General features: G+C 35.7%; 21 protein-coding genes and 2 tRNA genes. 18 read left to right on the top strand and 5 right to left on the bottom strand.

The window, feature by feature from the left end:
* Window positions 1–375: 375 nt before the first annotated feature.
* Window positions 376–1,254 (top strand): tetratricopeptide repeat protein, encoded by an 879-nt coding sequence (locus BGO88_RS05195; RefSeq protein WP_056070017.1) that lies wholly within the window; start codon window positions 376–378, stop codon window positions 1,252–1,254.
* Between the two features lie 90 nt (window positions 1,255–1,344).
* Here BGO88_RS05195 and BGO88_RS05200 read toward each other — a convergent pair whose 3' ends face one another.
* Window positions 1,345–1,824, bottom strand: coding sequence for a DUF4348 domain-containing protein (locus tag BGO88_RS05200; protein WP_101471639.1), 480 nt, complete (start codon window positions 1,822–1,824; stop codon window positions 1,345–1,347).
* A 171-nt stretch (window positions 1,825–1,995) separates the two neighbouring features.
* On the opposite strand from BGO88_RS05200, the gene BGO88_RS05205 reads away from it, so the two are divergent.
* The 13 genes from BGO88_RS05205 to BGO88_RS05265 all read left to right on the top strand — a co-directional run bounded on the left by BGO88_RS05205 (window position 1,996) and on the right by BGO88_RS05265 (window position 12,051).
* On the top strand, window positions 1,996–3,393 hold the full coding sequence (locus BGO88_RS05205) for a hypothetical protein (RefSeq protein ID WP_286706176.1): 1,398 nt from the start codon (window positions 1,996–1,998) through the stop codon (window positions 3,391–3,393).
* A 2-nt stretch (window positions 3,394–3,395) separates the two neighbouring features.
* Window positions 3,396–3,920 (top strand): GNAT family N-acetyltransferase, encoded by a 525-nt coding sequence (locus tag BGO88_RS05210; protein WP_286706177.1) that lies wholly within the window; start codon window positions 3,396–3,398, stop codon window positions 3,918–3,920.
* A gap of 649 nt (window positions 3,921–4,569) precedes the next feature.
* Window positions 4,570–4,959 carry a hypothetical protein gene (locus tag BGO88_RS05215; protein ID WP_286706178.1) on the top strand — a complete coding sequence of 130 codons (390 nt, stop codon included), beginning with the start codon at window positions 4,570–4,572 and terminating at the stop codon, window positions 4,957–4,959.
* On the top strand, window positions 4,949–6,271 hold the full coding sequence (locus BGO88_RS05220; RefSeq protein WP_286706179.1) for a hypothetical protein: 1,323 nt from the start codon (window positions 4,949–4,951) through the stop codon (window positions 6,269–6,271). The genes BGO88_RS05215 and BGO88_RS05220 overlap by 11 nt, the downstream gene beginning before the upstream one ends.
* Window positions 6,272–6,471: 200 nt before the next feature.
* A complete protein-coding gene (locus BGO88_RS05225; protein ID WP_286706180.1) occupies window positions 6,472–7,062 on the top strand; it encodes a TetR family transcriptional regulator in 591 nt (196 codons plus the stop codon).
* An 80-nt stretch (window positions 7,063–7,142) separates the two neighbouring features.
* Entirely contained in the window at window positions 7,143–7,601 is a 459-nt protein-coding gene (locus tag BGO88_RS05230; RefSeq protein ID WP_286706181.1) for a hypothetical protein, read from the top strand.
* Window position 7,602: 1 nt separating this feature from the next.
* Window positions 7,603–7,905 carry a DUF3817 domain-containing protein gene (locus BGO88_RS05235; RefSeq protein WP_286706182.1) on the top strand — a complete coding sequence of 101 codons (303 nt, stop codon included), beginning with the start codon at window positions 7,603–7,605 and terminating at the stop codon, window positions 7,903–7,905.
* Complete coding sequence (locus BGO88_RS05240; protein WP_056069992.1) at window positions 7,902–8,264, top strand: rhodanese-like domain-containing protein; 363 nt, start codon at window positions 7,902–7,904, stop codon at window positions 8,262–8,264. The genes BGO88_RS05235 and BGO88_RS05240 overlap by 4 nt, the downstream gene beginning before the upstream one ends.
* Before the next feature lie 237 nt (window positions 8,265–8,501).
* Window positions 8,502–8,888, top strand: a complete 387-nt coding sequence (locus BGO88_RS05245) for a VOC family protein (protein WP_286706183.1) — start codon at window positions 8,502–8,504, stop codon at window positions 8,886–8,888.
* Window positions 8,889–8,972: 84 nt separating this feature from the next.
* Window positions 8,973–9,527 carry a hypothetical protein gene (locus BGO88_RS05250; RefSeq protein ID WP_286706184.1) on the top strand — a complete coding sequence of 185 codons (555 nt, stop codon included), beginning with the start codon at window positions 8,973–8,975 and terminating at the stop codon, window positions 9,525–9,527.
* A 101-nt stretch (window positions 9,528–9,628) separates the two neighbouring features.
* Window positions 9,629–10,609, top strand: a complete 981-nt coding sequence (locus BGO88_RS05255) for an alpha/beta hydrolase family protein (RefSeq protein ID WP_286706185.1) — start codon at window positions 9,629–9,631, stop codon at window positions 10,607–10,609.
* Window positions 10,610–10,661: 52 nt separating this feature from the next.
* Window positions 10,662–11,207, top strand: a complete 546-nt coding sequence (locus BGO88_RS05260; RefSeq protein ID WP_286706186.1) for a dihydrofolate reductase family protein — start codon at window positions 10,662–10,664, stop codon at window positions 11,205–11,207.
* A gap of 28 nt (window positions 11,208–11,235) precedes the next feature.
* Window positions 11,236–12,051 carry a hypothetical protein gene (locus BGO88_RS05265; protein ID WP_286706187.1) on the top strand — a complete coding sequence of 272 codons (816 nt, stop codon included), beginning with the start codon at window positions 11,236–11,238 and terminating at the stop codon, window positions 12,049–12,051.
* 84 nt (window positions 12,052–12,135) lie between these two features.
* On the opposite strand, the gene typA is transcribed toward BGO88_RS05265, so the two are convergent.
* Window positions 12,136–13,932 carry a translational GTPase TypA gene (gene typA, locus BGO88_RS05270; RefSeq protein ID WP_056069986.1) on the bottom strand — a complete coding sequence of 599 codons (1,797 nt, stop codon included), beginning with the start codon at window positions 13,930–13,932 and terminating at the stop codon, window positions 12,136–12,138.
* Window positions 13,933–14,122: 190 nt separating this feature from the next.
* On the opposite strand from typA, the gene BGO88_RS05275 reads away from it, so the two are divergent.
* The 4 genes from BGO88_RS05275 to BGO88_RS05290 are packed head-to-tail and all read left to right on the top strand — an operon-like array spanning window position 14,123 to window position 19,842.
* Window positions 14,123–15,466 carry a sensor histidine kinase gene (locus BGO88_RS05275; protein ID WP_286706188.1) on the top strand — a complete coding sequence of 448 codons (1,344 nt, stop codon included), beginning with the start codon at window positions 14,123–14,125 and terminating at the stop codon, window positions 15,464–15,466.
* Window positions 15,467–15,509: 43 nt separating this feature from the next.
* A complete protein-coding gene (locus BGO88_RS05280; protein ID WP_056069980.1) occupies window positions 15,510–15,938 on the top strand; it encodes a response regulator in 429 nt (142 codons plus the stop codon).
* Window positions 15,939–15,944: 6 nt separating this feature from the next.
* Complete coding sequence (locus BGO88_RS05285; RefSeq protein WP_286706189.1) at window positions 15,945–19,442, top strand: PAS domain S-box protein; 3,498 nt, start codon at window positions 15,945–15,947, stop codon at window positions 19,440–19,442.
* A gap of 1 nt (window position 19,443) precedes the next feature.
* Window positions 19,444–19,842 carry a response regulator gene (locus BGO88_RS05290; protein ID WP_286706190.1) on the top strand — a complete coding sequence of 133 codons (399 nt, stop codon included), beginning with the start codon at window positions 19,444–19,446 and terminating at the stop codon, window positions 19,840–19,842.
* Between the two features lie 138 nt (window positions 19,843–19,980).
* Here the strand turns inward: BGO88_RS05290 and rpsT are convergent, their stop codons facing one another.
* From rpsT to BGO88_RS05305, 3 genes are all read right to left on the bottom strand, one after another.
* Complete coding sequence (gene rpsT, locus BGO88_RS05295; protein ID WP_056071401.1) at window positions 19,981–20,232, bottom strand: 30S ribosomal protein S20; 252 nt, start codon at window positions 20,230–20,232, stop codon at window positions 19,981–19,983.
* Window positions 20,233–20,264: 32 nt separating this feature from the next.
* Window positions 20,265–20,336: transfer RNA gene (locus BGO88_RS05300), tRNA-Glu, on the bottom strand.
* A gap of 47 nt (window positions 20,337–20,383) precedes the next feature.
* Window positions 20,384–20,455 (bottom strand) — tRNA-Glu (locus BGO88_RS05305).
* Between the last annotated feature and the right edge of the window lie 53 nt (window positions 20,456–20,508).

A 20,508-nucleotide genomic window follows, 5' to 3' on the forward strand; every position in this document is an offset into this window, starting at 1 on the left:
TAAACTTTACAGAACAACGTAGAATATCCTGTAAGCTATTCCATAAAAGAGCTCTATTCCCGTATCACAACAAAAGAGGACATCTTTGGCAAACAGTTTTTATTAAACAACGACCCTATGTTCCAAAAAGCAGTGGAACTTGAAAAATCGCGTAGGCAAGAGTAACAACATATCATCCTATAATGAACATGCCTGGAAATATTTATAATTTTTCCGGGCATGTTCCAATTATACAATTTTCTTATTCCTTTTATAGGTAATTTTATCTTTTGAAGGCAGTAGGCAGTAGGCAGTAGGCAGTAGGCAGTAGGCAGTAGGCAGTAGGCAAAAATCTAAAATCATCAATCAAAAATCATCAATTATCAATCAAATCACATGAAAAAAACAATCTTTCAGGCATTATTCCTGATGCTTTGCTCAATCAAGGCTTTTTCGCAAACCGACAATGTTGAATTACAAAAAATGGCCGACGACGACCAGAATTCCAGAATGAAATCCGATATCAACTGGATGATTTTAAACAAGGAAGACAGCTTGCGACGTGTCCGCGTTTTTGAATTACTAAAAGAAAACAAAGTACAAACGGCTAAAGATTACTTCAATTCAGGCATCGTTTTTCAACACGGAAACGACACCATTGCTTCCGGCATGGCAGTAAAAACTTTTAAAAAAGCTTTAGAACTTGACCCGTCACTCAACAGATGGTGGTATGCCGCAGCCGTAGACAGAGATCTTATGAGAAAAGGAGAACCGCAGATTTATGGAACACAGTTTACAAAAAATAAGTCCACAAACGGCAAATGGGTGCGCTATAAAATAGACCCAACCAAAGTAACCGACGAAGAACGCCAATATTACGCTGTAGAAACTTTAGCGCAACAAATCGAAAAAGAAAGGAAGATGAATTTAAAAACCATTTCCTCTTATTACAATTCCGGCAATTTGGCAGACAAGACAATTAAATTGATAAAACAGGAATTCAAAAAAGGGACAAAATCAGAATATGATATTTCTGAAGAAGCGGTCAACGAATTTGGCTACAACCTGCTCAACCAAAACAAGAACGAAGAAGCCCTGAAAGTTTTCAAACTAAACACAGAACTTTATCCAAATGGTTACAACACCTATGACAGCTATGGTGAATGCCTGATGAAATTGGGGCAAAAAGAAAAAGCCATAAAAGCTTATAAAAAATCGCTGGCATTAAATCCGGATAACGGTAATGCAAAACAAATAATAAACGAAAATAAATAATAAAAATGCCTGTCCGATTTGGACAGGCATTTTTATTAATTCCAAATCCTTGGAAATGTCTCATCAGGCTGTTAGCCTGTAATGCAAACTTTAGGTAGATTCGTCTCTGATTTCAGATAAAAACCAGGAGTTTCCAAAAAGCGAAAATATATAGGATATGTAAATTCCATTATCATACCCTACCCTTTTGTATATAATTTTAGTATCGGTCTTTTCTATCTTAAAAGTAAACCTGTCTGTTTTTTTATTCATAGCCAAAGTATCCGCAGTAAAATCAGTATATGCACTTTCCGTTTCCTTAGCATAACGCACAGATAAGTCTTCGTCTATATCTTCATAATAGGCTATTTTTAAAGGATATTTAGTTCTTTCTTTTTGAAAGACACTATCTTTAGAAAACCGTTCGAAAAAAGCATCAAAGTTCTCAATTTCAGCAGTTCCATTTTCTGCTTGCTTTTCTGTTTTTGATTCCGGAATCTTGTGGATTTCCGGTGCCTGTTTCTGCTTGCAGGAAAGAAAACCGCAGATTAATAGGAGTCTTATACAAACACAACTAATCTTTTTGCCCATTTTTTATACTTTAAGAAACAAAGATATTGATTTATTAATCTGAGGCAAATTCAGAAAAAACCTAATCTTCTCTTAATTTTTCAACCTCAACTATTTTCATTTGAAAAAACTTTTATCTTAGCAAATGCACTATCACGGTAGTGTATCATCATCAATCAAAAAACTTATCGAATGAAAAAAATCATCACCCTGCTTCTTGTTTTGGCAACAAGCACATCCTCCGTTTTCGCACAACAACCCGTAGAATTTAAGCTAAGCTGTTCAGAGCCTTATGCCGTTTATGACTTTATTACCAAAATATCAGACAACTATCCTGATAACGAATTAAAGTCAATTTTTTCAAATTCAAAATACAATACCGAGGCGTTTAAAAAACAGATTGCAGACTTTGAACAGTTGCCAATTGATTACACCTATGCTTTTACGCAATATCCATCTCCTCTAAAAACAGGACTGATGTCACGCGATATGTTGGAAAGAAATCTGGCTATCAGTCAAACAATTGCCGATTTCAGGAACAAATCCTTAGGACTTATACCCAACGAGTACTTATCTGTATTTTCTGAAACTCTGGAAAATTTCCTGCCCATATACCGCGAACTTGTTTTTGAACCCAACAAAACAGCCTTTGAAGTCCAGAAAAACAACCTACAGAACTATATCAAAAACAATCAGTTTTCCAACTTTTTCCAGACAGGACTCACTTTCTATAACACCAACTGGGACAAAAACATTCCGTTTGAACTCAACCTTCTTCCTTCTTTAGACAAAGGCAATCTGGGAGCAAGAGCTTTTATTAATGTTGCTGTTTGTGAAGCTCCTTTGGATTTAAAAGACCATGTTTCTTTTTTTAGCGTTGCCATGCACGAAATATACCATATTGTTTATGACAACCAGTCGTTGCAAATGAAAGAAAATATCCAAAAATGGTTTAACGAAACCAAATCGCCTAACAGCCAATATGCTTTATTGCTGATGAATGAAGTGTTGGCTACCGCATTAGGCAATGGCTATGTAATTGAGCAAATCAATAAAAAGGCAGATGAAGGCGAATGGTATGCCAATAAATATGTATCTGAAATGGCAAAAGCAATTTATCCGGTACTGAAAAAATATATTGAAGACAAAAAACCAATGGATGAAGCATTTGTAAAAGCCTATGTAAACACTTATGACACTCAGTTTCCGCAGTGGAATAATGAACTTTCACATCTGTTTGCTTACCGTTACATTGTTGCCGATACTCCTAACGACTGGACTTATTTCAGAAGAAATTTCCGTAAATATTCGAATAACAGAATGGGGGCTCCGGTTAGTGCGACTGAAGTGGAAAAAACAATGGCTATGCCTATAACAAAAGTAGTTGTCATTTCGCAAAAGCATGAACAAAAACTCAACCTGCTAAAAGACTACTTCGACGTACTTAAAAACAAAAAACTAAATCCGAAGGCTGAATTTATTGAAATTTTTAACCTCCCGGACAACACCAAACTGTTTATCATCAACCGCCATAAATCAACGGTAGAAGACATGATGAATAAACGCTTTCCAAACAAACTCATCAAATAATAATGGAGGACATTCAACTAAAAAAGGTCACCTTAATCGATATCGACCAATTGCAAAAAATTGGCAGGCAGACTTTTTTCGAAACTTTTGCCGAAAGCAATACCGAGGAAAATATGAAGAAGTATCTTGAGAACAGTTTTTCAACCGAAAAACTACATTCAGAACTCAGCAATACCAACTCAGAATTCTATTTTGCGGTGGAAGAAGATATCGTTATCGGATATCTGAAAATTAACTTCGGAGCATCGCAAACCGAATTAAAAGATGATAAGGCGCTTGAAATTGAAAGGATTTATGTACTTAAAGAGTTTCATGGAAAGAAAGTCGGCCAACTGCTCTATGAAAAAGCAATACAGATAGCAAAAGAAACAAAATCCGATTATGTCTGGCTTGGCGTATGGGAAGAAAACCATCGCGCTCTTGCTTTCTATAAAAAGAACGGTTTTGTCGAATTTGACAAACATATTTTTAGATTAGGCAATGACGAACAAACTGATATAATGATGAAATTGCAGTTAAAGCGTTAGTTAAAAGGACATGCTAAAAATGTTTACTTTTAATCGTTTTTTCATGTGAACTTTGCGACTTTGCGTCTTTGCGGGCAATTTTCACGCAAAGACGCTAAGTATAATTATAAATTAGAGAACTAATAATATCGGATAAGTAACTATATAAAACTGATATCAGGTCTAATACTGTTTATCTTAATCTCATGCGAATCTTCAAATAGAATTCCGCAGCCTAAAGAAATACCTAAAATTCCAGAAACAGCTTTTTTAATTAGAGGCCAGAATGGAGAAAACTGGTAGAATATCGAACACATATATTCACATAGAAATATAGTTCACATTTCGATATACAGCGATAAAACCCAAGAATTAATCGTATCTAAAAGATTTATAATAATTTGCCAAAAAGACAACATGCATTTCATCCAAGACTTAAAAGGAGAAATTGTTAGTTTTGATGGAAAACATATACTTCTTAAAAATGGATATTATTATTCACTTTAAATATTTACTAAATAATTTTACGGAAAACCGTAAGTTTTTGTTTTTTCACTTCTTTATGTTTGTTTTTAGTTAGTAGTTTTGAAGTTGGTTGAAAGCTCTGTCCGTTTTTTTTTAAAATTACTGTCAATAATAAAAGATTAATAGCAAGTTTAAAAGATCCATAATGGAATTGAAATATCAGAAAGAAATAAGTACAATTGAAAATTGCCCTATAGAGAACCTGTCTGGAGAAAAAATCTTGTTTAGATGCGTTGAAGAATCTATGACAGAAAATTCGTTTTTACCAAATGCCGTTTTATTAAAACCAAAATTTGAAAAAGAATGTCTCGCTTGGGGTTTATCCTTATTTAGTTCATACGATTCCGCAAAACAGGTACTTCAAAATTTGTCAAAAAGCAAAAAAGTTAATTATTCAAAAATTGCAAGAACAAATCTAACAGACAATGATGGCATTAAACATTGTTCAAAAAATAAAAGCCATTATACTTTCTATCCACAAAAAAATTTGGATTTATTAACTAAGTTTGTAATAGTTGAAGAAAATGGAAAATAACAATATACACTTAGATATAAATCAATTCGAAAAGATTGAGGATATTATATATTTAGATGAGCCAATCTTGTCTCATTTAAAGTATAATGGAAAGGATTTTCTTTTATATTTAGTTGACACAAAAGAGTTATACGATTATTTTTTGTTAATAGAAATTGACGAGGCAACAATTTTTGAGTATTTAACAAATCAAATTTCATTATTCAATTTAATAAAAGAGAATAAAAACTTTCAATATTTAATTAAACAAGATTTTCAAGGAAATACTTTAAATATTCAAGTTACTCAAGGTATATACATTGATGAAAACTATCTCCCAGATGTAGATTCATTTTTAGAATACTTTCCAACTGACAAATCATATTATTATGAATTTATAAATTCTTACAAAGCTAACTCATATACATTATCATTAAGAGAGCATGCATTTTACTTAAAATTTTCATCTACAAGTTCCAAATATGCCGATACAATTGGATTAAATGAATTGACCAATGAACTTTTAGTAAATTTATCTGACTCATTTGAAAACTTTTTAAAAGCAGATTTTTTTCAACGTTTTAAAAAAATCAAACCTAATACAAACAAACTGCAAAAAATTTTTAAAAAACTACTTCCAGATCTAGATTTCAGGATGGTTGATTTGAAATTCGGAAGTTTTGAAGTAGGATTAGCAATCGATCATATAATGAAAAGTTCAATCGAAGATAATGACATTAAAGATTGGTCAATTGAAGTTGGTAATAAATATAAAAAGCTTGTATTAGATGATGATTATGATGAAGCAACTGTTGAGGAAATTATTTCTAATTACGATGAAGAAGAAAGAAGAAAAATTTTTACCCCAATTTTTGCTATTACAGAAAATCCCAATTTTAATCTTGAGGTAAAAGAATCCAAAAAATCAAATTATTCTATTGTAAAAATTCGTGATAAGAAAGTTATTGAAAAAATTATTCCTACAAAAATTGAAGTTTTAAAAACAGAAAAAAAGGATTTTGAAATCGTCCAATTTACAACTGTATTAGATAAAAACCTTTCAAGTAAAACCATTAAACTTGAAAACACACTATTCAATTCAACCAATTCTACAGATGTTGTATTAACAGATAAAGATTTTGAAAAATTTGGTTTTTCTTTGAAAAAAGAAGTTTCAATTTCAGCTCAAATCTCTACAAACAAAGATACTGTAAGCCTTTCAGCTAAATTTAATGGTGAAGTTTTTGAAGTTAATGACCATACTGGAAAAATTGAAGAATTAACAAAGAAACTTATTTCAAAAATTCATGAGTATATTTTGAATACAGAATAGAAACTCTTACTAATAGTAACAAGCTATAAATAGTTTTATATTATTTATTAGCTAGTCTTTTTATCTACCTTATTACAAGCCACATAACTATGTAAAAAAATTAATGCCGTATTTTTTTTAAAACTTTTTCACTTTTTTTACAACTATTTCACAAACCCCAAATTATCTCTTACTCTGTTTAAAAGAACACAAGTCCAGAAATGAAAAAAGCGGCAATCACACGGCTGAATATTCTCCAAAAGGCTTTTGAGCTGATATATGAAAAAGGATACCTGACTACCAGTATTGATGAAATTCTGGCCACAACCGCTGTCACCAAAGGAGCTTTTTACTACCATTTCAAAAACAAAGACGAAATGGGTATTGCTATCATCAACGAATTACTAAAACCATCATTTAAGGCTACTTTCCTAACTCCACTACAATCAGGCGGCGATACCATCCAGACTATCTATAACATGATGCGTGAGATACTTATGGACAATGACATTTTTAAAGTAGAATATGGCTGTCCGGCCTCTAATCTTACCCAGGAAATGGCTCCCTGGAACGCTGAATTTACAAAAGCACTAAACGACCTGTCGTTAGAATGGAAAGATGCTATTATTGGCTGTATCGAAAATGGTAAAAAAGAAGGAAATATACGACCGGAAGTTAAAGCAGAGCAGGTTGCTATTTTTATCATGTCTGGCTATTGGGGCATCCGGAATATAGGCAAACTCAGCAATAGCAAATCGGTCTATCTTGTCTATCTACAACAGTTAAAAGACTATCTCGAAACATTGCATTAATTTTTTATCCAAAAACATACTAATTAGTATGTTTTTTTATTTACTTTTGTTCGTATCAAACAAAATAGTCTTTCACAGCTATGTATCAAACCCTTACTTTTCTTCATTCTACATTACGTTGGCTAGTTTTAATCAGCCTGATTGTTTCTCTTTATAAAGCTTATCGCGGTTATTTTCTAAAAACTACATTTACAAAAACAGACAATGCCATCAGACACTGGACTGCTACCATAGCACATCTCCAGCTAATGATTGGGATGACATTATACTTTCAAAGCCCTATAATCAAGTACTTTCTCAAAAATTTCAGTGCTGCTAAAGAAAATTTCAATTTATTATTTTTTGGTCTCATACACAGCACTCTTATGCTAATAGCCGTAATTATTATTACCATCGGTTCGGCTATGGCAAAAAGAAAAACTCTGGATAATGAAAAATTTAAGACTATGCTTATCTGGTATGGCTTAGCCCTATTCCTGATTTTCATTGCCATACCCTGGCCATTCTCACCTTTCGCAAACCGACCTTATTTCAGATAATATGCTTACACTACTAAAAACTCCTATTGGTCGCCTCCGACTTCTTGGCTATGTCGAAGGACTTTCCCTGCTCGTACTTCTTTTTATAGCCGTACCCTTAAAATATGCAGCGGAAAATCCTTCGCTTTCAAAAATAATAGGACCCACTCATGGTGCCTTGTTCCTGCTCTTTATAATAAACACCCTAAGCGTTGGAGTCGAGCAGCAATGGCAGTTCCGAAAAACGACCTACAAAGTCCTATTGTCGTGTATTATTCCTTTTGGCACCTTTTATATAGACCGTAAAATTTTAAGCAAAATATGAAACGGATAATTATTATTGTTGGTGTATTGCTTCTAATCTATATCGGATATCGTATTTACAGAATTTACACTTTAGACAAAGGATTGGACAAGTTATTATCTGAAGGAGCCATTATTCTCGACGTACGCACAGAAAATGAATATAAGATGGGCCATATCGAAGGTTCGCTCAATATATCCTTAGGTGAAATCCGTAATCGCTATACTGAACTCGACACTGCAAAAACCTATATCACCGTATGCTCGCATGGTCTTCGCAGTGTCAAGGCAGAAAATATCCTGAAGGAAAAAGGATTTAAGAAAGTATATAACGGAGGTGCGTGGAATGATTTACAGGAAAGTGTTTTTTTTAGGCACTAAGATTCTGAGGTTCTGAGTCCTAAGTTAATCTATTTTGTCTTAAAAGTGACAGCACTAAAAGATGCTTATTTCAATTCTTTTTATTTGGGTATTGTGACTTTAAAATCTGTTCAACTACCCGAATAAGTGCTAAAAATAAAAACTACTGGCGAAGTTAGCTGATTATAACAAATAAAAAGTCAATTCATTACTTATCTTTGTTATACCCCGACAGCAAATTAAACCATAAAACATTTTATGAAAACAAGAAAAATCTGGGCCAATCTGGGTGTTGAAGATTTAGAACGCACAACTGAATTCTATACTCAAATAGGCTTTCAACCAAATGGAGTTTCTAAAGAACTGACCAGTTTTTTGGTTGGCGATGACAATTTTATCATCCATTTCTTTTTAAAGGAAATCCTTAAATCCAATACCAAAATAGAATTAACCGACCCAAAACAGGGCAACGAAATAATATTTACCCTTTCTGCCGAAAGCAAAGAAGAAGTAAACCAATGGCAGGAAGCAGTTAAAAATGCAGGCGGGACAATTATTTCCGAAGCACAAGAATTTGGAAAAGGATATTATGGGTTTGTTTTTTCTGACCCTGACGGACATAAATTCAATGTGTTTTATATGTAATAGACGCAACCACATCATTAAACTTTATGAAATCACTATAATTATTCTAAATCTGTGGTTTAAATAAAACTCAAATATTATCGAATGCTTACTTCTAAAAAAATACTCTACATTTTTACAGCGCTATTAACTGGCGCTACGTGTTTTGGTCAGGATTTACCTCAATCCGTTTTACAAGAAAATGAAATCGTGATTGATTGTGATGCTTTTGAGATAAAGTCAAAGCTTAAAGAAATTGATGTTCAATCACTTGAATTTCCCATAGACCAAGCAATATTAGATGATTTAAAAATACAGGCCGAAAAAGAAAAACCAACAATCTGGAGGCCTTCAGAGTTTCCCAATCGGATTATAGTATCCAAAAAACGGCCAATAGATATAGAAACCGCTAAATCAATATTACAGTTTCACGATAAAGAAAAAAGGAGGTCACTTATTCGTGATTTTAAAAAATACAATTCAGGTGAAATGTTTTACAGAAGCTTTCCTTTATCAATTTCAAAACCTATTTACTCCGCAGATGGCAACTATGCCGTAATTGGTTATAGCCGCGGAAACAATGGAGGTCGAATTTTACTCTATATGCGAATTGAAAATTCATGGAAGGTAATCAACAATTTAAAACATTGGGCTTACTGATTGGAAATAAAACATTTCATTTCTATTCTAAAATCGCGAAAATAATTGCAAATTTTCCTGCAATAGTATTTATAGTTAATGTGAACATCAATAAATCAAAAATGCACATCAAAATCAAGACTATTATTTTTTGCCTACTGGCTGTTTCCTCACTTTATGCCCAAAAAGCCAAAATAGAACACCTGCCTGACTTACCGTATGACAAATACGAAATCCAAAACAAAAAGGACACACTTACATTCTATCTTTCTGTAACAGCTTCAAAAGAAAAATTACCTTTGGTGGTATATGTTCAGGGCTCTGGCAAAAACTCACTGTTTGCCATGAGAAATGGAAAAGTAATTCCTACCAACGGACACAGCTCATGGTATACGGCCACACAGGAAAAATTTAAGGTACTGATTATTGAAAAACCGGGTGTAAAATATCTTCAAGACGGGTCTAAAAATTTTGATAAAAAATTTTCTTTAGAAAACTGGAGCAATGCTATCACAAATGCCATCAATTACGTCCTTAAGAAGGAAAACATTGACAATCGCAAAATGCTCATTGCCGGGCATTCTGAAGGAGGTGTTGTTGTTTCGAGAGTCGCTTCCCTGATGAAAGATACCGTTAGTCATGTTGCCATACTTGCCGGTGAAGGGCCGTCGCAATTGTATAGCCTGTATAAATTTGCAGAAGACGGCACTTTTTTTAATACCGAAGAACATAATATGCCGTTACCGGAACAACGTATTGAATATGTAAAAACCATCTGGAACGATATACTCTCTGATCCCAACAATACCTCTAAAAATTTCTGGGGATTCTCCTATCTCCGATGGTCGAGTATGTTAAAAACTTCGGTTATTGACGAACTGGAAAAATACAACGGAAAAATACTCCTGTTGCAAGGAACAGCAGACAAGGCCGTTTATCCTGAATCGGCAACAATAGCCTATACTACATTACTCTCCAAAGGAAAAAATATACGTTTGGAACTTATAAACAATGCCGACCATTCCTTTAATATATCAGACCAGCCCCAAACAGATGGCTGGAGAATGGTTATTGAAAAAACACTCCAATGGTTCAACCAATAAACAGAAAAAAATTACATACCTTTAAAACTACTCCAATCAAAAGAGATAATCAATGAAAAAAGTAATTTTAGACCTGGCCGTAACACTCGACGGATTTATTGAAGGACCAAACGGAGAAATCGATTGGTGCATTATGGATGAAGATATGGATTTTGACGGCTTCCTTGACAGCATAGATACCATATTCTACGGAAGAGCGAGTTATGATGCCTGGGGCAACTATCAGCCGGAAGAAGGAGTCGGTATTGCAGAACAAAAACTATGGCAGGGTGTCCATTCAAAAAACAAATTTGTTTTCTCCGGTCAGAAACGGCAAGACCCAAACGCCACCTTTATCAGTTCTGACATAGTTGAAAAAGTAGCCGAAATCAAGCAACAGGACGGAAAAGATATCTGGCTGTATGGTGGTGCCGGACTTATCAAAACCTTCATACAGTCAGGGCTTATCGATATTTACAGGATATCCGTACATCCGGTGGCTTTAGGTAGCGGTAAACCTTTATTTGAAGACCTCAAACAACGGGTAGAATTGAAACTTCTCAAAACCAACACTTTTCAGTCTGGCGTCGTACAGCTAATCTACGAACCGGTTCGGTAGCATAAAACAATCATCATCAAAAAATCAAATGAAACGGATAACCACTATTGCAACGGCTCTATTACTGGCAACTCTTTTTTCCTGTGAACAAAAGCAAAAAACAGCTATACCAATAGAAAATTCGGAAAAGACTGTTGAAAAACCGCAGGAAATAGCCGTCAATCTGCAACCAACCCTGGACAGCCTGAAAAAGATAATCGGTAACAAATGGGTAAAGCAAAATCCTGTGCTTGAACCCACCCAACCTTCTTTCTTTACGAAGGAAAATGAAAACAGTTATTTTATTTGTCCTCTGCAAATTAGTGGCCTGGACATTCCTTTTGTTTGGGACGACAATTTCGCTCTGGTTGATTTCCTGCTTGCCCAAAACAGCAACACAACCTTAAAAAAAGGAATCAAAGCCGACAAAGATTATAAGGGCACCAAAATAATATGGAATCAAACAATTGACGGACTTATCTGGCTGGACAATAAAACCTATAAGTCGGCAATAACTGACTGGTATGTGATTGAAGATACAGATTGTCCGGGAACAATCTCTTTTCCAAGCGTATCCTTTCAAAAAATCAACACTGTTACTGAAAGCAGCTTAGTTAATCCGAACGGTTTGGCCATAATTCCGTATAAGGAAAACAGCAGGATTAAAAGCAGTGAAGCAGAAATAAAGGACAAAAACGGGAAAACAATTCAGGGAACAGGTTATGACATCAATGGTGACAGTATTCCCGATATTTTCACCTATATTGAAACAGTAGAAGAAATGGCTGTTTATAAAAGATTATACATCAACGTTAGAGGACAATGGAAATGCAAATGGATTCATCTGGACGAAGAATGTATATAAGAACAAAATACTCAAAAGGGTTAGACAACTATCATAAAAAAAGCCATTCTTAAAAGAATGGCTTTTGTATATCAGGAAAACGGATTAGAATTTAAAACGTTTTCTGTCATTTTCATTTAAGTAAATCTTTCTCAAACGTAAAGATTTTGGCGTAACCTCAACATACTCATCTTTCTGGATGTATTCAAGCGCCTCTTCTAATGAGAACTTGATAGCCGGAACGATTCTTGTCTTTTCATCCGCTCCTGAAGAACGAACGTTAGAAAGTTTTTTCGTTTTAGTTACGTTTACAGTCATATCATCGCTACGCGTATTCTCGCCAATTACCTGACCTTCATAGATATCTTCGTTTGGATCCACAAAGAATTTACCTCGGTCCTGTAATTTATCGATAGAATAAGGAATCGCCTTACCATTTTCCATAGAAATCAATGAACCGTTATTTCTTCCCGGAATCTCTCCTTTGTATGGTTCATAACCTATGAAACGGTGTGCCATGATGGCCTCACCTGCCGTAGCTGTCAATAGCTGGTTACGCAAACCGATGATTCCACGTGAAGGAATATTAAATTTCACAACCATCCTGTCTCCTTTTCCTTCCATAGAAAGCATTTCGCCTTTACGTACAGACACAAATTCTACTGCTCTTCCTGAAAGATTTTCCGGAAGGTCGATTGTCAATTCTTCAATAGGCTCGCATTTCACACCATCAACCTCTTTAATGATTACCTGAGGCTGACCAATCTGCAATTCATAACCTTCTCTTCTCATTGTTTCAATAAGAACTGACAAGTGAAGAACTCCACGACCAAAAACCATGAACTTATCAGCAGAATCAGTCTCACCAACACGCATTGCAAGGTTTTTCTCCAACTCTTTTGTCAAACGCTCACGAATATGTCTTGAAGTTACGAACTTACCTTCTTTTCCAAAGAAAGGAGAATCGTTAATCGTAAATAACATACTCATCGTAGGTTCATCAATAGCAATAGTCTGTAATGCTTCCGGATTTTCAAAATCGGCAATAGTATCACCAATTTCAAAACCTTCAACACCAACAATTGCACAAATATCACCTGCTACTACCTGCTCCACTTTTTTACGGCCAAGTCCTTCAAAAGTGTGAAGTTCCTTGATACGTGATTTTATAACTTTACCATCTCTTTTTACCAAAGAAATAGGCATTCCTTCTTTCAATATCCCTCTTTCAAGACGTCCAATAGCAATACGTCCTGTAAAAGATGAAAAGTCTAAAGATGTAATCAACATTTGTGGCGTTCCTTCAGAAACTTTTGGAGCAGGAACATGCTGGATAACCATATCCAAAAGAGGCTCAATGTTTTGAGTCTGTTGTTTCCAATCCTCAGACATCCAGTTGTTTTTTGCAGAACCATAAACCGTTGGGAAATCCAATTGCTCTTCAGTAGCACCAAGTTCAAACATCAGGTCAAAAACTTTTTCGTGTACTTCCTCAGGAGTACAGTTTTCCTTGTCTACTTTATTGATTACCACGCAAGGTTTCAATCCAAGATCGATTGCTTTTTGCAACACGAAACGCGTTTGCGGCATAGGACCTTCAAAAGCATCTACCAAAAGGCAAACACCATCGGCCATATTCAGGACACGCTCAACCTCGCCTCCAAAATCCGCGTGACCCGGAGTATCGATAATATTGATTTTTGTTCCTTTATAAACAACAGAAACGTTTTTAGAAGTAATGGTAATACCTCTCTCACGCTCCAAATCGTTATTGTCAAGAATCAGGTCTCCCGTATTTTCGTTTTCGCGGAAAAGCTGGCAATGGTACATAATTTTATCAACCAAAGTAGTCTTACCGTGATCGACGTGGGCAATAATTGCAATGTTTCTGATAGATTCCATCTGATTTTTTTTGAAGGTGCAAATTTACACATTATTTTGACATAAAAAATGTTTTTTCCTATGGACTTAACTTATTCATAATAAGCCAGTAACTCAAGATTCCATAATTAGCACCTAACCCGTTTTTTTAACATAAATAATCTGAACAAAAAGAGTTTTACCTTTATCTTTACAATGAAGAACATACCCCATGTACAAACCTTCCAATAAAATAATCTCCATCTATCTTGTGATTGGAATCCTATGGATTTTAGTCAGTGACCGCTCATTTGCCTATTTTGGTTTTAATGGCGACAGCATTCTCTTCCAAACGCTTAAAGGAATTGGTTTTATTGTAGCCTCGGGAGCTCTCTTCTGGGTAATGCTAAGGAGATATGAAAACAAAAACCAGAAATACCTCAACAGGCTAAAAAACATTACAGAAGAACTTACCCTTTCCAATAACAGATATACCGTAGTAACCAAAGCAACCAACAATATTATCTGGGACTGGGACTTTAAGAAAGGCAGGGTTATCTGGGGCGAATCGCTTACAAGAATCTTTGGCTATCCGGAACTTGAAAACCACAGTACCTGGTGGACTAACAAAATTCATCCGGAAGACAAAGAACGGGTTGCAAAAAGATTCGACAAGTTTATCGAAACTTCAAATAAAGAAAAATGGTCAGACGAATACCGCATCATTACAGAATCCGGAGACATCCGGTATATATATGACAGAGGATATATCTTATTCAACAAAAAAGGGAAACCCCTCCGCATGATAGGTTCTCTGGAAGACATTACAGAAAGGAAAATCAATGAAGAGCAACTCAAACAGCTTAATCTTCAACTTAACAAAAGAATGGAAGAGCTTGCTGTTTCCAATGCAGAGCTGGAACAATTTGCCTATATCGCTTCACATGACCTGCAGGAGCCTTTACGCATGATAACAAGATTTTTATCAGAAATCCAAAGAAAATACAATGACAAACTGGATGACAAAGGCAAAGAATACATTCATTACGCCGTAGACGGCTCTCACAGGATGCGCAATCTTATACTTGACCTTCTGGAGTACTCCAGAGTTGGGAAATTCGACCAGACCATCGAAACAATCGACCTCAATACACTAATTGAAGAAGTTGTCAATTATCACGAAACTTTTATAAAAGAAAGCAAGGCGGTTATAAAATGGAGCCATCTGCCTACTATCCAAAACCGTAAAACACCAATACAGCTTGTTTTTCAGAACCTAATCAGCAATGCCCTAAAATACCACAGCGAATCAGAGCCACCATTAATAGAAATAACATATCAGGATTTGGATAACCGCTGGCTTTTTCTGGTTAAGGATAACGGAATTGGAATAGACCCTATGTTCAGTGAAAAAATATTCGTCATTTTCCAAAGGCTTCATGCCAAACACGAATATTCAGGAACCGGGATTGGTTTGGCAATCTGTAAAAAAATCATAGAAGCCCAAGGTGGAAAAATCTGGGTAGAATCAGAAGAAGGTCAGGGCAGCACATTTTATTTTACTGTAAGCAAATAAGTGAATAGTTTTATTATATTTGTTAAATTCTAATCTGTGCCCAATGGAATCAATTGTTATTTTACTGATTGAAGACAATGAAGGCGATATCCTGCTAACAAGAGAAGCCCTGGGCTATGGCAGTATACGAAAAGAAATCTCAGTCGTAAAAGATGGATGGGAGGCTATACAGTTTTTAGAAAAAAAGGGAGCTTATAAAAATGCTATAATGCCAGACCTTATCCTTCTGGATATAAACCTCCCAAAACTAAACGGCCATGAAGTTTTGGCCAGAATTAAATCGAATCCCCAAATTCAACATATACCTGTAATTATGCTAACCACATCGTCATCTGAAAGCGACATACTGAAGAGCTATCAAAACCACGTAAATTGCTTTATAACAAAACCCATCGAAGCCGATAATTTTTTGGAGACGGTAGCCGCAATTGAAGAGTTCTGGCTATCAATGGTTCAACTGCCTAAAAAATAGTAACCGATGACGTTTCAAAAAGAAGGTATTCACTTTTTAATAATCGAAGACAATCAGGGCGATCTGGTACTGATTAAAGATTATATAAGAGAAGAATTCCGTCATCCCGTTTTTTATGAGGCCAGGAATCTCAAAGAAGCCCGGAACATTCTGAATACGGAAGAAAAAATAGATATTATTTTTCTGGACCTGATTCTTCCCGACGGAGAAGGCGAACGGCTTTTGAATGAAATCATCCCCATATCGAGAGACATCCCGATAATCATACTAACCGGATTTTCTGACAAGGAATTCAGCATCAAGTCACTTTCGTATGGAGTTTCCGACTACCTGCAGAAAGAAGACCTGAACGCTTCTTTGCTTTTCAAAACGATACTCTACAATATCGAACGCAAGAAAATAGCACAGAAGCTGAGCGATTCAGAAAAAAAATACAAAGATATTTTTCAATACAGTCCGCTACCAAAACTAGTCTATGATATTGAAACACTTCATGTCTTAGATGCCAATGATGCCGCTATAAGAAAATACGGCTATACCAGAGAAGAATTCCTAAATCTGAAAGCTTCCACCCTTGTAGCCAAAGATGACACTGAAAAAGCCATGGCTTTAGTAAAATCACTTAGGGAAAATGGAAAATTTGTGGAAATGTCTTTCAAACATACCACAAAAAACAGCGAAACAATTGATGTCATTACCCAAGGCAATGAAATTAATTTCAATGGAAAAAGGGCCCGACTTGTTTTAGTCACAGACGTTACCGAAAGACTTAAAACCGAAAAAGAGAACGAACTCAACGAACAACGATTCAAAGCCCTGGTTCAGGACGGTTCAGAACTGATTTCCATTCTTGACACTGATGGCGTATTTACTTATATCAGTCCGAATGTTCAGACCAATTACGGAATAAATCCGGATGATTACATCGGTCTCAATGCCTTCGACCAGCTTCATCCGGACGAAAAGGAAATTTTCAAACAGGAATTTTCCAGATTAAAAACAGAAAAACGCATCGCCACCCGCCCGTTCCGATACATTGGAATAAACGACAATTGGCGATGGCTCGAAGCCAATGTCATCGACATGAGAGACAATGCCGCAGTTAACGGAATTGTACTCAATGCGCGTGATGTAACCGAAAGGATTGAAAAAGAACTTAAAATCAAGGAAAGCAACCTTCGCTATGAAGCTATCGCAAAGGCAACAAGTGATGCGATATATGAATTTGATGCCGAAACAAAGAAAATATACATTGCAGGCTCCAATTACAAAAAACTATTCGGATTTGATTTTAAAGACCTACAGTATCTGGATTTAGATTTTTGGGTATCGCGGCTGCATCCTGACGAAAGAGAAGAAGTCAGGGAAAAAATTGCCGCCATCAAAGAAGATTCTTCAGATTCGCACCATGAAATAGAATACCGTTTCCGCAAACAGGATGACACCTATGCCCATGTTTTGGACCGCTTTGACCTGATATGGGAAGATGGCAAACAGGTTAAAAAAATAGGTGCCCTTCAGGATATTACGACACGTAAGTTCCAGGAAACCATACTCGCATTTGAAAAAGACACCTACAGGCTTAATGCGGAACCCAACAAATCATTAAAGGACGTTTTGGAGAAAGTAATCCAAAACATCGAAACTTTGATGCCGGATGCCTTATGCTCCATTATTGAAATCAAAAACCATAAGATAAAACACTTTGTAGGCAATTCGCTTCCAAAAAGCTATGTCGACTCCATAAACGATATCGATTCGAAAAAAAGCATCTTTAAAAACGAAAGTGCTTTTATTTCCGATATTGAAAAAGAACCGCTCTGCAAAAATTTTGCTCCGGCAGCCATAGCCAATGGCTTAAAATCCTGTTGGTCGATCCCGATTAGAAAAACAGACGGTTCCAGTCTGGCCAGTTTCGTAACCTATTATAAGACCAACAGAGAGCCTAATCCTAATGAAATCTATCTGCTCGACCGCATTGCCAATCTGGTAGGCGTAGTGATTGAAAACAGACGAGCCGGCGAAGAATTAAAAGAAGCCATAGACCGCTATGACATTGTTGCGAAAGCAACCAGCGACACCATATGGGATTGGAAAATTCAGGAAGATGATTTTCAATGGAACAAAGGAATCCGCAGTGTTTTTGGATACAAAAAAGAAGATGTTGGCGATACATCAAAATGGTGGTTTGACAGAATACATCCGGAAGACAGCCTTAGAGTATCGGTTAAACTATACAATTTTCTTGAGAAAAAAGTCGAAAAATGGCAGGATGAATACCGTTTCAAATGTATTGACGGTACCTACAAACACGTTTTTGACCGAGGCTTCCTGATTAAAAACAGCAATGGAAAACCAATACGAATGATTGGTTCCATGCAGGATGTCACCAAGCAGAAAGAGGAAGAACAGCGACTAAAGCTTCTGGAAACCGTTATTACCCAAGCTAAAGATGCGGTCATCATTACAGACAATGATACTTCTGAAACTTCTATTCCAAAAATTATCTTTGCCAATCAGGCATTTGCAGAAATGTCCGGCTACAAGGCATCTGAAGTCATTGGAAAATCACCATTACTCTTCAGAGGTAAAAATTCTGACGAATCGGAATTGAAAAAACTGGTTACGGCTATCAAAAATGAAGAGGAAACACAGATTGAAACTATAAGCTACAAAAAGAATGGTGAGGAATACTGGGTCAGCTTTTCCATGATTCCGATTACAAACAAAGAAGGACAGCTTTCACACTGGATTTCGATACAGCGGGACATTACCCTTCTGAAAAGACAGGAAAAAGAACGGGAACAGCTCATCCGTGAATTAACACAAAACAATAAGGATTTAAAACAGTTCTCTTATATAACATCACACAATCTCAGGGCGCCGTTATCCAACCTAACCGGGCTTTTGAACCTGATTGAAGATATTCCTATAGAAAACGACGACCTGAAACTCATACTCAATGGCTTTACAAAGTCTACCCATCTTCTGAACGAAACCATAAATGACCTTGTCAAGGTTGTCATTATCAAAGACAATCCGTCTATCCAGAAGGAAGAAGTTCTTTTCAGCGAAGTATTTGAAACTGTTTTTGACCAGCTAAGCTATCTTATAAACCTGCACCAGCCAATCCTGAAAATCAATCTTGAAAACGACTCGCTTTCAAACATGAACAAGGCTTATCTGGAAAGCATCATGTTGAATTTGCTTACAAATGCCATAAAATATAGGAATCCTGCAAAAAAATTAAAAATAACTATCACTACAAAGGAGAAAGTTGATAAGACAATTCTTACCTTTGAAGACAACGGAATAGGAATCGATATTGAACGAAATAAAGACAAGATTTTCGGGCTATACCAAAGATTTCATAATTATCCGGACAGTAAAGGACTTGGGTTATATCTTGTCAAATCTCAAGTTGAAACAATGGGCGGAACAATTGATGTTCAAAGCCAGGTAAATAAAGGAACTAAGTTTACATTAACATTCAAAAAGGAATAAAATGCTACATAAAATCTTATGTGTGGATGATGATCCAATTACTCTAATGCTTTATAAGATGGTAATTGCCAAAGCGTCTTTTACAGAAGAAATAATTACTGCAAAAAATGGCCAGGAGGCTATGGACTATTATGAAAAGCTTAAAGCTAATAATGAAACCCTTTGTCCTGAACTTATCTTTTTAGACCTGAACATGCCGGTTATGGGTGGTTGGGAATTTCTCGACAATTTTACTAAAAAGGAGTATCAGGAATTCAATACAAAAACAAAGGTTATTGTACTTTCATCTACTATTGACCCGACAGATATTGAAAAATCAAAGACCTATCCCATTGTAATTGATTTCTTGTCTAAGCCCATTACAAAAGAAATGCTGGAAGACCTCAAAGACAAATTATAAAAAAAGCTCTCAAAATTGAGAGCTTTTTTATTTTGGTAATTTTAAAACTTGGTCCATATCTCGTTAGTGACTCGAAATACGAATATAAAAAAAGCCCTCTGATGAGGGCATTTTATATTTTAGCGATTCAGCACCTGATTAAAGAGCAGAAACGTGTTTAGTCAATTTAGATTTTAAATTGGCAGCTTTATTATTGTGGATAATATTTTTCTTAGCCAATTTATCAATCATAGAAATAACACCTGATAGTTTTGCAGCAGCATCAGATTTATCAGTAGCCAAACGCAAAGCTTTGATCGCATTACGAGTAGTTTTGTGTTGGTATCTGTTTAATACTCTTTTCTTTTCGTTACTTCTGATTCTTTTTAGAGCTGACTTATGATTTGCCATTTTCTTCCTTTTTTTCTTTAAATGTTTTTTTGTAGTCCGTAGGGGAATCGAACCCCTGTTACCAGGATGAAAACCTGGCGTCCTAACCCCTAGACGAACGGACCTTGAATCCTTCTAAGTTAGTTTATACTTTCAATAAACTTTGAACTTGTAGCCCGTGGGGGAATCGAACCCCCCTTACCAGGATGAAAACCTGGCGTCCTAACCGATAGACGAACGGGCCTTGCTTCTCTAATGCGGATGCAAAAATACAACTATTTTTTATTCGCACAATAG

This window comes from Flavobacterium sp. 38-13, from assembly GCF_001899155.1.
GTDB classification, from domain to species: domain Bacteria; phylum Bacteroidota; class Bacteroidia; order Flavobacteriales; family Flavobacteriaceae; genus Flavobacterium; species Flavobacterium lindanitolerans.